The sequence below is a fragment of the Psychrobacter arcticus 273-4 genome, assembly GCF_000012305.1.
In the GTDB taxonomy this organism is placed as follows: domain Bacteria; phylum Pseudomonadota; class Gammaproteobacteria; order Pseudomonadales; family Moraxellaceae; genus Psychrobacter; species Psychrobacter arcticus.
On record NC_007204.1, the window covers coordinates 2,510,276 to 2,524,457 of the forward strand.

General features: G+C 42.7%; 12 protein-coding genes and 1 tRNA gene. 7 read left to right on the forward strand and 6 right to left on the reverse strand.

Annotated features, from left to right (window positions below; all coding sequences use genetic code 11):
- The first annotated feature begins 472 nt into the window (after positions 1 to 472).
- The 4 genes from PSYC_RS10565 to PSYC_RS10580 all read left to right on the forward strand — a co-directional run bounded on the left by PSYC_RS10565 (position 473) and on the right by PSYC_RS10580 (position 5,091).
- Positions 473 to 1,972, forward strand: coding sequence for a SulP family inorganic anion transporter (locus tag PSYC_RS10565; protein ID WP_011281295.1), 1,500 nt, complete (start codon positions 473 to 475; stop codon positions 1,970 to 1,972).
- 146 nt (positions 1,973 to 2,118) lie between these two features.
- Positions 2,119 to 2,973 carry a universal stress protein gene (locus PSYC_RS10570; protein WP_011281296.1) on the forward strand — a complete coding sequence of 285 codons (855 nt, stop codon included), beginning with the start codon at positions 2,119 to 2,121 and terminating at the stop codon, positions 2,971 to 2,973.
- Positions 2,974 to 3,412: 439 nt separating this feature from the next.
- Positions 3,413 to 3,751: a P-II family nitrogen regulator gene (locus PSYC_RS10575; protein WP_011281297.1), complete on the forward strand. Its 339-nt coding sequence runs from the start codon at positions 3,413 to 3,415 to the stop codon at positions 3,749 to 3,751.
- A 77-nt stretch (positions 3,752 to 3,828) separates the two neighbouring features.
- Entirely contained in the window at positions 3,829 to 5,091 is a 1,263-nt protein-coding gene (locus PSYC_RS10580) for an ammonium transporter (RefSeq protein ID WP_011281298.1), read from the forward strand.
- Between the two features lie 152 nt (positions 5,092 to 5,243).
- Here PSYC_RS10580 and PSYC_RS10585 read toward each other — a convergent pair whose 3' ends face one another.
- The 3 genes from PSYC_RS10585 to PSYC_RS10595 form a co-directional block, all read right to left on the reverse strand.
- Positions 5,244 to 5,627 (reverse strand): DUF2147 domain-containing protein, encoded by a 384-nt coding sequence (locus PSYC_RS10585; protein WP_011281299.1) that lies wholly within the window; start codon positions 5,625 to 5,627, stop codon positions 5,244 to 5,246.
- Positions 5,628 to 5,898: 271 nt separating this feature from the next.
- Positions 5,899 to 6,162 carry a hypothetical protein gene (locus PSYC_RS10590; RefSeq protein WP_011281300.1) on the reverse strand — a complete coding sequence of 88 codons (264 nt, stop codon included), beginning with the start codon at positions 6,160 to 6,162 and terminating at the stop codon, positions 5,899 to 5,901.
- Between the two features lie 217 nt (positions 6,163 to 6,379).
- The gene (locus PSYC_RS10595; RefSeq protein WP_227500333.1) at positions 6,380 to 7,225 is read right to left on the reverse strand and encodes a DNA/RNA non-specific endonuclease; all 846 of its coding nucleotides are present in this window, start codon (positions 7,223 to 7,225) and stop codon (positions 6,380 to 6,382) included.
- Positions 7,226 to 7,526: 301 nt separating this feature from the next.
- Here PSYC_RS10595 and PSYC_RS10600 point away from each other — a divergent pair.
- From PSYC_RS10600 to cls, 3 genes are all read left to right on the forward strand, one after another.
- A tRNA-Ser gene (locus PSYC_RS10600) sits at positions 7,527 to 7,617 on the forward strand.
- Between the two features lie 386 nt (positions 7,618 to 8,003).
- Positions 8,004 to 8,780: a YdcF family protein gene (locus PSYC_RS10605; protein ID WP_227500334.1), complete on the forward strand. Its 777-nt coding sequence runs from the start codon at positions 8,004 to 8,006 to the stop codon at positions 8,778 to 8,780.
- Positions 8,781 to 8,863: 83 nt separating this feature from the next.
- Entirely contained in the window at positions 8,864 to 10,303 is a 1,440-nt protein-coding gene (gene cls, locus PSYC_RS10610; protein ID WP_011281303.1) for a cardiolipin synthase, read from the forward strand.
- A 189-nt stretch (positions 10,304 to 10,492) separates the two neighbouring features.
- On the opposite strand, the gene PSYC_RS10615 is transcribed toward cls, so the two are convergent.
- From PSYC_RS10615 to murF, 3 genes are all read right to left on the reverse strand, one after another.
- On the reverse strand, positions 10,493 to 11,434 hold the full coding sequence (locus PSYC_RS10615; protein WP_011281304.1) for a putative RNA methyltransferase: 942 nt from the start codon (positions 11,432 to 11,434) through the stop codon (positions 10,493 to 10,495).
- A gap of 161 nt (positions 11,435 to 11,595) precedes the next feature.
- Positions 11,596 to 12,714 (reverse strand): phospho-N-acetylmuramoyl-pentapeptide-transferase, encoded by a 1,119-nt coding sequence (gene mraY / locus PSYC_RS10620; protein WP_011281305.1) that lies wholly within the window; start codon positions 12,712 to 12,714, stop codon positions 11,596 to 11,598.
- Between the two features lie 3 nt (positions 12,715 to 12,717).
- Positions 12,718 to 14,175 (reverse strand): UDP-N-acetylmuramoyl-tripeptide--D-alanyl-D-alanine ligase, encoded by a 1,458-nt coding sequence (gene murF, locus PSYC_RS10625; RefSeq protein WP_011281306.1) that lies wholly within the window; start codon positions 14,173 to 14,175, stop codon positions 12,718 to 12,720.
- Positions 14,176 to 14,182 lie beyond the last annotated feature (7 nt).

Genomic DNA, 14,182 nt, shown 5'->3' on the forward strand with positions numbered 1-14,182 from the left:
GAAAACAGGCAATCAACATACTGCACATATCGCCTGAACAATATGCTTAAAATGAATATCATGATAACGGTATCAACCATATTTCGGTACTGATTTTTCAATACTTTATACTATAATACGGCGGTTTTTATATTGAGTGGCTAATGCTATAATAGCGATCTTAGGAAAAACCACTATATTGACGACGACTTCAGCCCAGCATTTTAGTTTAGCATGTTGTCACACTTATCGTGCGACTGTCGGCGCTTATTAGCAACGTTTCGTATTACGTTAATGGCATGACAGGCATACGCCCCCTTGTTTTTCATCATATATATTTTTTCAATTTTTCTGACAGCTTATCTGTCTTCTTCTACCGCAGACTATGATTGCAAACACAGTTTTATCATTCTAGCAACGTTCATCACAATGCAATCATTCTATCACTGAATAATGATTGCTTTTTTTGTCTCCAACCATATGCAGTTTACTTATGACATCTTTTTTTGGTAATTTACGTGAAGAATGGTTTTCCAATATTCGTGGCGATACCTTATCAGGTTTGGTCGTTGCTCTGGCATTGATTCCAGAAGCCATTGCCTTTTCTATCATCGCTGGTGTCGACCCAAAAGTTGGTTTATATGCCTCATTTTGCATGGCAGTAGTCATCAGTTTTGTTGGTGGACGCCCGGGTATGATTTCAGCAGCTACGGGAGCCATGGCACTGGTTATGGTTGATTTGGTCGCTGACCATGGTCTGCAATACCTGCTTGCGGCAACCTTATTGTGCGGTGGTATTCAAATTGTTATGGGCATCTTAAAACTCGGTAATCTGATGCGTTTTGTATCGCGCTCAGTAGTTATCGGCTTTGTGAATGCGTTGGCGATCTTAATATTTGCCGCGCAGCTGCCCGAGCTTAATCCTGCCACTGAACGCGTCGGTATGATGGTGTATGTCATGACTGCCGCAGGTTTAGCGATTATTTACCTATTTCCACTGATTCCTAAAATTGGTCGTGTGATTCCATCGCCTCTGGTTTGTATCGTGGGTTTAACAGCCGTTGCCATGTATATGAATCTTGATATTCGTAACGTCGGTAGTATGGGTAATTTGCCAGATTCATTACCGATGTTTTTACTTCCAGATATTCCGCTCAATTTAACCACCTTGTTGATCATCGCCCCTTACTCGATCGCGCTTGCCATCGTAGGTTTATTAGAATCAATGATGACAGCAACCATTGTCGATGAGCTAACCGATACGCCAAGCGATAAAAACCGCGAATGCCGTGGCCAAGGTATTGCTAACGTGGTCTCAGGATTCTTCGGCGGTATGGCCGGCTGTGCGATGATTGGGCAGTCGATGATTAATGTAAAATCTGGTGGACGTACTCGTCTATCAACGCTCATCGCCGGTGTAGTGCTACTGATTATGGTGGTATTTTTGAGTGATTGGGTCAGCTTGATACCGATGGCAGCGCTGGTAGCGGTGATGATTATGGTGTCTATTGGTACTTTTAACTGGCAGTCTATTCGTGAGTTTAAGACCCATCCTATGTCATTTAATATCGTCATGCTGGCAACGGTACTGACTACGGTCTTTACTCATAACCTAGCATACGGCGTCGGTGTTGGCGTACTATTATCTGCTTTGGCTTTTGCCAATAAAATCGGTCAATTCTTAACCGTATTTAGCGAATATGATGACAATGGCAACACGCGTTATTATTACGTTCAAGGGCAAGTGTTCTTTGCTTCAACCACGCAGTTTTTGCAAAGCTTTGATACCAAAGAGGCATTAGACAATGTCCACATTGATGTGAGCCAAGCGCATTTTTGGGATATCAGTGCGGTAGATACCTTGGATAAGCTGGTCATACGCTTGCAGCGCGAAGGTATTGATGTCAAAGTCGTTGGATTAAACAATGCCAGTCGTACCCTTATCGATCGTTTTTCGATTCATGATCGCCGAGATATTGGCTTATTAGATTAAAACTGTATGTGTGTTATCAAGCTGATATAAACGCTTTGTTTATTGATCAGTAATTATATTGGTACATAAAATCAGGTTGGGCAGTTGAGCGCAATATCTCGACTGCCCAGCTGGCATTTTAGTTATTGAAATGATGTGATGCCTCTATGAGTAATTTGAAGCCAGATAGCGTAATTGCCTGCTTAGACTGCCCAAATCATGTACAAGCCGTATTGGAAGCAAGTATGTGGGCGTCTATCCGCCTGCAAGCCCCAATTGGATTGCTGTATTCAGTGCCAAGCTTACAGCAAAAAGCAGCCGTTGATTATTCAGGCTGCCTCAATATTGATGATGAAAATACTTTACTTGATCAATTCACGGCAAAAGAGCACTTAAGTAATTGCGAGTTAAAAGCGCAAGGTAAGCGGCTTTTACATCAAGCCAGCAGCTATTGCGAGCAGCAACGTCACAAAATCAAAACCTATACATTGCATCGGCATGAAAAGCTCGATGAGAGCATTAATTATGTCGATGACCAAGCCCAATTAATCGTGATTGGTCATCATGTCACCTGTAAGTCGACCTTAAGCCAGCTTATCCGCTCAAGTCACTGCCCCATTTTGGTGACTCATGCACCATTTTTGCCCCCTACCAGTGCTTTATTTGCTTTTGACAACAGCCCCACTTCGCACAAAATGCTTAATTGGCTATGTAAAACGCCTCTCGTGCGTGCATTGATGATCCATATCGTCATGGTCAGTAAAGAGAACTCTGAAAACTGCGATGCATTACGTGAAGCCTATGCGCGTCTTAAACAGGCCGGCATTAAATGCAAAAAAACCTTACTCGATTGCCGCGATGTCACCTCAGCGTTAACCTACTACCAACATGACAACGATATCGGTCTACTGATGACAGGTGCCTTTGCCCAGCCGCGTTTGATTGAGCTATTAAAAGGCAGTGACACCAAAAAGCTATTGGGTAGCACCACTACCCCGTATTTATTGTTTCCCAAGGCCTAAAGCCAGTCTCTTAGCTTAGCCCTTTTGACACTCAGGCTACCTGTTTATCGATATAGAAATGACTCTTTATATGGATAAACAGGTAGCCTTTGTCTTTTCTAGCTGTTTTTATATCCTACAATCATTTAGCAAATCATCACAGGAAATAAAGCCATATCCTCCCCCAAGCGCTTAAAAAGTTAGTTATAATAAAGTTTGTATTCATGTAACGTTACAGGTTAATCGTCTGTTTATACAGATTAAAACGAGGATTATGTTTACTGTATAAACCCTATTTTTGTCATTATGCTAATGATTTTGAGTAAATGCGCCCTATTCTACCTTCCCCCTTGAGTAGGTTTGGCACAATTCTTGAATCACTTAGTATAAGCATGATCATAATATGTTGCATCAAATGGCATCTATTAACCTGCGACATCACCCATATAAGGATTTTTTTATGAAGCTAATCACTGCGATCTTAAAACCGTTTAAGCTCGATGATGTGCGTGAAGCGCTTTCTGACATTGGTGTTAAAGGTGTTACCGTCACTGAGGTCAAAGGTTTCGGTCGCCAAAAAGGTCATACCGAGCTCTATCGCGGCGCCGAGTACGTGGTGGATTTTTTGCCTAAAGTAAAAGTGGAAGTGGCCGTGATCGACGAGATGGTCGAGCCTGCTATTGAAGCCATTACGCGTATCGCTAGTACCGGTAAAATCGGTGACGGTAAAATATTTGTGACCAATCTTGAGCAAGTCATTCGTATTCGTACGGGTGAGACAGGTCCTGACGCTATCTAAGCGTAAGACTCACCTATAAATATTGATTTATAGGTCATGCCGATCTCTGTATTGCATATATTCAAGGGGGAATTAACATGCAAAACCAAATCTTTGAGCTCCAGTACGCGCTAGATACGTTTTATCTCTTAATGTGTGGTGCGCTTGTCATGTGGATGACTGCGGGCTTCACAATGTTAGAGGCGGGACTGGTACGCTCAAAAAACACAGTCGAAATCCTAACCAAAAATATCGCGCTTTTTGCGACCGCCTGTACCATGTACATGATATGCGGTTATGCCATCATGTATGACGGTAATCTGTTTTTGAGTGGTATTGCAGGTACCGAAAGCTTAGTTGCCGATGCTTTGGCTACCTCAGCTGAAAACGGCTTTGATGGCGATGCCGTATATTCCAGTGCATCCGACTTTTTCTTCCAAGTAGTCTTTGTAGCTACCTGTATGTCTATCGTCTCAGGTGCGGTCGCTGAGCGCATGAAACTATGGTCATTCTTACTGTTTGCTGTGGTGATGACTGGCGTCATTTATCCGTTAGAAGGCAGCTGGACATGGGGTGGCAAAGCGGTATTTGGCTTATATAGTCTAGGCGACTTGGGCTTCTCTGATTTTGCTGGCTCTGGTATCGTACATATGGCAGGGGCTGCTGCCGCTTTAGCAGGTGTATTACTCTTAGGGGCGCGACTCGGTAAATACGGTTCTAAAGGTGAGATACGTGCCATTCCTGGGGCAAACTTACCACTAGCAGCACTTGGTACGTTGATATTATGGATGGGCTGGTTTGGTTTTAATGGTGGTTCGGTATTAAAGCTTGGCGATATCGCTAGTGCCAATTCCGTCGCTGTCGTGTTCTTAAATACCAATGCTGCCGCTGCTGGCGGGGCGATTGGCGCCTTACTCATCGCACGCCTTATCTTTGGTAAAGCAGATCTCACCATGCTCTTAAACGGTGCACTGGCAGGTCTGGTCGCTATTACCGCAGAACCTTTAACACCCTCTGCGCTACAGGCTACCTTGTTTGGCATGACCGCAGGTATCATTGTCGTCTTATCGATTCTGCTACTAGACAAAATAAAAATCGACGATCCTGTAGGCGCAATTTCTGTCCATGGTGTGGTGGGCTTATTTGGTCTATTGATTGTACCGCTGACCAATCCGGCAGCGTCATTGATCGGTCAACTAGCCGGTGCTGCTACTATTTTTGCATGGGTATTCGTAAGCAGTTTAATCATTTGGAGTATTATCAAATTTGTCATCGGTCTGCGTATCTCTGAAGAAGAAGAGTATCAAGGTGCAGATATTGCCGAGTGTGGTATGGAAGCCTATCCAGAATTTATAAGATAATTGATTCGCGAATACACTGTACTTGAATTCACAGTCGTTTCAAACCTAAAAAGCAGATACCACTAAAAATCCCGCAAAACCTTTCGGTAATGCGGGATTTTTTATTCTTCATTAAAGCTTAGCTTAACAAAGAGAATGACATTAGCTTAAACTTATTTCTTTTTCCACGTTTGGCTACGTGAGAATGGCCCTAAATGACCTTTTAGATCAAGATTGCTACCATTCAAGTTAGCAGTCAATTTGTAAGTCTTGTTCTTTTCAGGGTCAGTAATCTTACCACCACTGTATTTACCATTACCATCAGCTTTTAGTCCAGAGATAATCGTCATACCAACGTGCTTCTGACCTTTCTCTGACACGGTGCTGATAAGCTTACCCGTTAACACACCATTTGACTCAGTGATTTTAACCACGCCTTTTGGCTTGCCTTCGTCATAAGTCTGCCAAGTAGTATTGGCTAATGGATCAGCGGCGAATGCCATGCTTGCTAAACTGATACCAGCAACGGCTAATGTAGTTTTTGCGAATAGTTTCATAAATAGACTCCCTTCATTCAATGATTACTAGAAACGATATGTTTCTGTTGTCCTCAGCTCATCCTTTGCCAACAATTTTTTATTACAGTTCAATGGTACTATATTCAGTTTTCGCTCATTAGTACAGAAAACACTAAATCACCAATTAGCCTTTTATAAAAAATCTGGACAGCATAAGCGTTGTCTTGACTCATTATAAGCAATTTTAAGAATTTGCCTAGTAATTTTTTATAGTTTATTATTTCTATAAAATATAAGCTATATCAATAATTTATAGGAAGGGATTGTCTATAATTTCGCCCGATTGGTCATCTTTTTCTTTTGACTTAGCCTTATCATTACTATAAAGACTTTTACTTTCAAAGGCGCTTAAAATTTTACTACTAAGCTCATGCAGCTGCTTTGCCTGCTCATAGCCAGTGTCGTTTAATGCCAGATTAATGTCCCCATAAATAATAATTTTATCTTCTTGGTTTTCAATAACTAGCTCACCAATTTGCATGCTTTGGTGGTTATTGGCAAATGGGTCAATCATTTAATCCCCCTTTTTTCATAAGTATAGTCGGTGAAAAGTAATATCGATACAACACAACACGTACTACTGGTGCAAATTTTTCTTGCTTGCTGTGCCTACGCAGACAGAGGCTGCAAAAAATTTACACCAGCAATACTGTAGCGACTTTAAAGTATTTCAACTATAGCGTATTACAGGATGTATCAGAATCACATAGTCTCAGAAATACCTAAACGATTTATGTTTGCAATTGTGCCATGAGCCATTCAAAGATTGCTACTACAAATAACATCCAAGTAGGCTCTTCTACCTCTGTGGTTGGTATATCTATCGCTTCGCCAGCCTTTAGCGGTAAATCCAGAGCTTGTGCTTTAGTCTTTGCATCAAGTACCGGCAAGACGTCAATACCAATTTTAGACGTCAATTCGTCAATACTAATGATTTCTATACGCTCAGATTCATCGTTTGGCGCATAGTAAACACCGGCTTGATTGATCGCTGGGATATAAACGGCTTTAAAGAAATGACTGGGCACCAGTACCCGCCCTGCTAATTGTTTGGCTTTTTTATCGGTAAACGCGACCCCTGTGACGGTATAAACCTCACCATATTGCTGCGTTAAATAGCGGGTCGCTGATTCAATATTACGCCAAATATAGCGGTTATTACGTGGTGATTGCGGGGCTATATTAGCGAGGCTAAAACTATCATACTGCTGACTGCGATTGGCCATGTCACCATTGGGCGCTAAATGTCCACGGTCATAACCTGAGCCTGAATAGTCAGACAGCTTGGCACGCATAGACTGTGGTAATCGGCTTTCTTCATGAAAACTGTCTTCGCGGTCTATTTGTTTGGCCTGCTGTAAACGTTTACGATCCAGATATTCTGCTGACCATAATGGCGTACGTGATACACCAGAATACATGACAGCAAAACCGTCCATACATAGTGCTTGAGTATTATTACTCAACTTCGTATTGCTAAATTCAGGATACACGCCGCCATAAAATGATTGGCTGCATTGTGTGAAATCATCAGCATGTGCCGCTGATATGCTCAGAATACTAGCGGTTACTACCATTATGATGGTGTTTTTCAGATTAAATCGATGTTTAAAAATACTTCTCATGCAACTTTCAACCATTTATGCTTAACGTTACGTATGCACTATCCTAGCAGGCGCCTAAGAATAAAGAAAGATACTGCGCACACCGTGACATTTTAAATGTTATCCGCTATACTAAGTCCTGCAAAAATCAGTGCCTGTATGCCATATACAGGATTTCAACATACAGAATTTCAAAGCTTAAACTCTAAAACAGAACTATGCGCATTTTATAATGAACGGTCTGTGCAGTATTTAAGTTAGCACGACTAAAAACGGTGAAGTGGGTGAGTGGCTGAAACCGCACGCCTGGAAAGTGTGTATACGTTAATAGCGTATCGAGGGTTCGAATCCCTCCTTCACCACCAATCTTAGTTATCCCCTGTTTTCCTATCTTGTCCTACTCTCTCCTAAATACCTTTCAGATCTCTTAAAATAGAATCTGTAGTTTTTATGTGCTTGTTACTTTTTAATAGTCTTTTTTAGCACTTCCTCATAGTTAAATTCACTTTGTTCAACCAATTCTCTAGCTTTTAACCACACAAATTTACTTTCCGAAATTGGGTGCTAACCTACATTGACCTACCTCTATTGGTAACAACAATAAGACGTTATCTTAAAATGGGGTACGCTATCATGGCAGTAATCAGTCTCTTATCGGACACGCTATAGCGTCTAAACCAATATAACCATAGAAGATCCATTGAATATATTGCCTTTAAACAATCGTATACTCATGCCAAAAAGTTCAATTATGTTAACACGAGTTATATTAACCATTATCGGCAGCGTGATGATTATCGACTGTTTGATTTTAATGGTATTCGACAAAATTAACTTTGGCTCTGTTGTACCCTTTTTATTGGGTATGGTGTTTGTTGCTCATGGTATTTTTTGGCGTAACATAAGAAGATTTATCTGCCAAAATCGTTGGTTAAGCCGTTTTTGGTATGCACTATGGACGATGTTTCTTATCTGGTTTGTCAGCTTTGGTGTCTTCATTTATGCATTACAGCAGCAAATTGAACAAAGTACTAGACCTATACCCAAAGTCGCTGCCATCATTGTACTAGGGTCAGGGACGGTCGCAGGCAAGCCCACACCAACACTTGCCAAGCGCTTGGATACTGCCGCGCCCCTTATTCATTCACAAAAAAGCGCACTGGTCATCACTAGTGGTGGCATAGGTTTTGGTCAGACACGTAGCGAAGCTAATATTATGGCTACCTATTTATACGATACGTATGACATCTCTCTCAAGCGTATTTTGCAAGAGGGTCAGAGTACGAGTACAGCAGAAAACCTTATATATAGCCAAGAGATATTAGCGGCAAAAGGCCTTTCTATCAAAGCGCCCATCGCTATCGTGACCAGTGATTTTCATATTATTCGCGCAGCAAACATCGCTCGGCATCAAGGCTACTTGCAACCTATCATGCTTGCCAGCCCTACTCCGTTATCCATTCGCTATAACGCGTGGTTTCGAGAGTACTTTGCCTTTGTCAGTGGTTGGCTTTTTGGAGAATACTAGACGGTTTGCATATTACTTAAATTTTTGGCTACTCAAAGCGACTGATAATTTTTGGATATAAAATAATAATAAGGGACGTCGTTATGATCGTAGATATCTTGTTGACCATACATTTTATCCTGCTGATACTGATTTCTTTACGGGTCTTATCTCGTCATGATTTGACCTCGCCTGCTAGATTGGCATGGATTGTCATCCTGTTTATTTTGCCTTATTTTGGCGTACTGATTTACTGGATGTTCGGTGAAGTACATTTGGGTCATGACTTTGGGCAAAAACGCGACGATATCATTAAGCAACTAAATACCCATAGCCCAAGCGTTCTTGGTCATGAGACGACGTTAGAGAAGATGATCAAGCCCGCCTATCAAGCCTCATTTGCTTACGCGGCAAAAGCCACCGGTTTTCATACCATGGAGGGCAATCAGGCGGAGCTCATGGCAGATGCGAGCGAGACCCGCAGACGCATGATTGCCGATTTTGATGCTGCAACAGACCATATCCATGTGCTGTATTACATTTGGCTCGTCGATGGCATGGGTATTGATACCGCGCAAGCCTTCATCCGAGCAGCAAAGCGTGGCGTTACTTGTCGGGCGATGGTTGATGGCATGGGCTCACGCAAGATGGTGCGCTCAAAGATATGGCAAGAAATGAAGAATGCTGGCGTACAAGTCAGTGTCGCTCTCCCGCTGACCAACTTTATAAAGGTAATGCTGTTTAGCCGGATTGATCTTCGTAATCACCGCAAGATTACTGTCATTGATGGCAAAATCGGCTACTCGGGTAGTCGCAACTGCGCCGATCCTGAATTTATGGTGAAACCAAAATATGCTCCGTGGGTTGATATTATGCTGCGTATCGAAGGACCTGTGGTCGCGCAAAATCAAATGTTATTTGCCAGTGATTGGTTGATTGAAAACCCAGACACTCCGCTTGATAGCTTCTATTATGACAGCACGCCAAAGCCTAATGGCTTCCCTGCCCAAGTCTTTTCAGATGGTCCCACTCAGCGCCACGGTACCACGCCACAGTTTTTGGGTGCTCTGATTAGTCAAGCCCAAGATACGCTGATTATCTCGACACCCTATTTTGTACCGGATTATTCACTTGTCAGTATTTTATGCGCTACTGCCTATCGCGGGGTTGAAGTGACGATGGTTTTTCCAAAAAATAACGATTCTTTTATCGTTGCCGCGACCAGTCGCAGTTATTATTGGCAATTGCTTGAAGCGGGGGTAAAAATTTATGAATATAAACCAGGCTTGTTACACGCAAAGACCTTGACGATTGATGGTGAAATTAGCTTGATTGGCTCGACCAATTTAGACTTGCGTAGCTTTGATTTGAATTATGAGAATAACATCGTATTTAGTGATAAAAAGCTGACGGCAGATATTATGCAGCGCCAATATCAATATATTGCTGACTCAGACGAAGTAACACGTGAAGAGGTCAAAAACTGGCCACCATCTTCTAGGATTTGGAACAACATCGTTGCTACGATGGGACCTGTTTTATAAGCCCATGTTTGATAAGTTACAACTTAATGGAGTCAGTCATAAATAACAGAAATACAAATATTATAGCGCACTACTGGGGTTAATTTTTCTTGCTTGCTGTGCCTATGCAGACAGAGGCTGCGAATAATTAATCCCAGTAGCGCTGTACTCTTTTAAAAAGGGGTCAACTGTAAGCTCAGTTAATCAGCCTTATGCAACCGCCATTTTCTGCAAAATATATATGACAAACTTGGCTTTAGTTGCAAATGTTTCGGTTGAAACTGAAGCTAGTAGCGCTTGTCTTTTTTCAGTATGCGCACGGTATGCATAAGGGGTCATGGTCAATAAGTCAGCCAAATCATCTGCTGATAACTTTAACTCAGTACTAACATGATAGGTATTTAGCAGCGTAAAATATGGTGCTAACTCCTGCAAAAATTTATCAGAATCGTGCTCACGGACATCATCAAACAAAGCCTCACGCATTGTTGCTAAGTGCCCGATATCTGGCTTAGCAATGATTAAATAACCCTCATCGCTTAATATGTCATTAAATGCTTCTGGCAGAATGGGACTAAAGATACTGCTAATCCCATTGATACTTTGCGCACGTAAGGGCAAATGAGCAGCACTGGTTACCAGTGGATAAATCACTGCTGTTTTAATACCATCGTTCTTATCTTTCTGATTCCAAAGAGAACTTGCTGCCTTGCTCGCTTTTGCAAGCTCTACTATGGCAGGTTTACTAATATCTGCCGCAATAAGTGTATCCATGCCCGTCTGAGCCATTACTTGAGTGTAGTAGCCTTCGCCACAACCGATATCCAGCCAATTGACTGGTTTATTAGTTTGTTCAGATGGCAACTCGTTTTTTGCTAACAGTTCCGCCATTTTTTGGCAAATCAGTGTCTGTAATGGCTGATAATGCCCTGCATTTAAAAACCGTTTACGCGCTTCGATAGATACTTGACTATCACCCGGTGCTTTAGATTTTTTTTGTTGGACAGGCAGCAGATTGACGTAACCCTGACGCGCCACATCAAAAGAATGCGTGGTTTGCTTAGGATTTAAGCTACCATCACAGCGCCATGTATCGATTGCGGGCTGTAGTGGTGACTGACAAAGGGGACAAACAAATAAAGACACAGGCATCTCAAAGTTATAGCAATATGGCTGACATTTTATCAAAGTTCATGCTCAGTAAGTAATAAAAGGCTTAAAAAAGAGAATGTGGATTAAGCAATAAAAAAGCCCTCTCATAAATTGAGAGGGCTTTTTAACGAAGAATATCAAGATTAATCGGAGTTGCTGTTCTAACGCAGCTTTAACGTCATCAATCCAAGGATAACAAGGATAATGGCGATAATCCAAAACCTTGCGACCACTTGGGTTTCTTTCCAGCCAATCTCTTCAAAGTGATGATGCAGCGGTGCCATGCGAAAGACGCGTTTTTTACGTAGCTTATACGAGCCAACCTGTAACATCACCGACAGTGCTTCGGCAACGAACAATCCACCCATAATTGCAAAGGCAATTTCTTGACGGGTCATCACCGCAATTGTACCGAGCATCGCGCCCAGTGACAGCGCACCCACATCACCCATAAACACTTGCGCTGGATGGGCGTTGAACCATAAAAAGCCAAGCCCTGCGCCAATCATCGCACCGCAGACAATAATAACCTCAGAATTATAGGCAATATAAGGTACGTGCAAGTAATCAGCAAAGCGTACGTCACCTGAGACATATGCCATGGCGCCTAAGCCTGCTGCAACCAAAACAACTGGCAAAATAGCTAAGCCATCCAAACCATCCGTTAAGTTGACAGCATTAGATGCGCCATTTATCACAAAGTAAGTAAAAATAATGAAGCCAATACCAAACGGTACTGCCGAAAATGGAATCATCCAATCTTTAAAGATCGGTAATAACAAATCCTGCATCTCACGCGTCGTCACAACATTGGGCTGTAGCGTCGCAATATAATATAAAGAAATACCGACGAACAATGCGCCCATGGATAGCCAGAAGTATTTTTTGCGAGCGATTAAGCCTTTGGGATTTTTATATTTAATTTTGAGCCAATCATCCGCCCAGCCTACCGCGCCAAAAATAATCATCACGATGAGCAAAATCCAAACATAAGGATTATTCAAACGCGCCCAAAGTAACGTCGATACCCCAATCGCGCTCAAAATCAGCACCCCACCCATAGTCGGGGTACCAGTTTTGACCAAATGCGATTGCGGACCATCATTACGAATCGCCTGACCATACTTTAGCGCACGCAGACGTCGAATAACCCGACTACCAAAAATCATACTAAAGGCAAGGGCGGTAATGACCGCCAGTAACGCGCGCAGCGTCAAAGAAGAAACCGCAGAAAACGGGGCATAATACTGACCAAGCCAGCCAAACAACCAAACTAACACCGCCTACTCCTCGACTAGCGCATTGATAAGTGTTTCCATTTCCATGGAACGAGAGCCTTTAAACAACACCGTACAAGGCTGAGCCTGTGGCTCTTGTAAATACGGCTGTAAATACTGTAATAAACTGTCTTTATCCGTGAACGCATGGGCACTGATATCAGAAATCTCTTGCGCACCTGCCACGGTATAAGGTGCATATTCACCAACGCAAAGCAGTACATTAATACCCGTGGTAGCGATAGTCCGACCCAAGCTTTGATGCTCGCTAACTGCGGCATCCCCCAGTTCAGCAATATCGCCTAATACCATCACTTGCGTACCCGTTTGCGCCGCCAATACTTTGGCAGCCGCACGTACCGAATGCGGATTGGCATTATAAGTGTCATCAATCAAACGATGCATACCCAATAGTTGGCTATTCAAGCGCCCTTTGGCAGGACGCGCGTTTTCAAGCCCGACGACGATGTCATTGATGTCAATGTTTAAAGCATGCGCACAAGCGGCAGCAGCTAAAGCATTATTCACATTATGCTCTCCCGCTAAAGGCAGATTGATATCATGAACTTGGTTGCCAATATGCAGCTTAAATTCACTGCGCTCAGGCTCGACATCTAAATGGCTGGCACTGACATCGGTGTTACCAAAACCAATAACATGTGAGGTATGTTTTTCAGCAATACGGCGCAGCTGATTGGTAAAATCGTCTTTATCAGGGACAATCGCAAATTGGCTATCATTCAAGGTATGATAAATCTCAGCCTTGGTTTGGCAGATCCCTTCTCGACTACCAAATTCGCCCAAATGCGCCGTTCCAATATTTAAAATACAAGCCACATCCGGCTGGACAATCTCCGTGGTATAAGCAATCTCACCAATATGATTGGCACCCAACTCCAGAATAGCATAGCGATGATGATCGGATAACTCAAGCAACATCATTGGTACGCCCAAGTCATTGTTTAGATTACCACGCGTGATAAGCGTTGGGGCAAGTCTGCCAAAGATACTACCGAGCATCTCTTTGCAGGTGGTCTTACCACTTGAGCCTGTGATGGCAATCACAGTCAAATCTTTATGTTGCTGGCGACGATAAGATGCCAATTGACCTAACGCTAAACGTGTGTCATTAACGACCAATTGTGGAATATCAGTAGAGATAGGACGTGAGACGATAGCAGCGATCGCGCCTTGTGAGACAGCCATATCAATATAATCGTGACCATCAAAATTATCGCCGCTCAAGGCTAAAAAAATATCACCGGTTTTTATCGTGCGAGTATCAGTAGCGATACGCGTGCTCGTCACTTGCTTGTTCGTTTCTTCACTAGTATTACTGGATTCTGCTTGTCCTGTAGCTGGCTGCCAATGCCCATCAAGTGCTTTGGTTGCGGCTAGCAAATTCTCGACTTGCCAAACATACAGCCCTTGCGACTGCATGGTATTATCGTTATCGGCTGTCATAGTGATT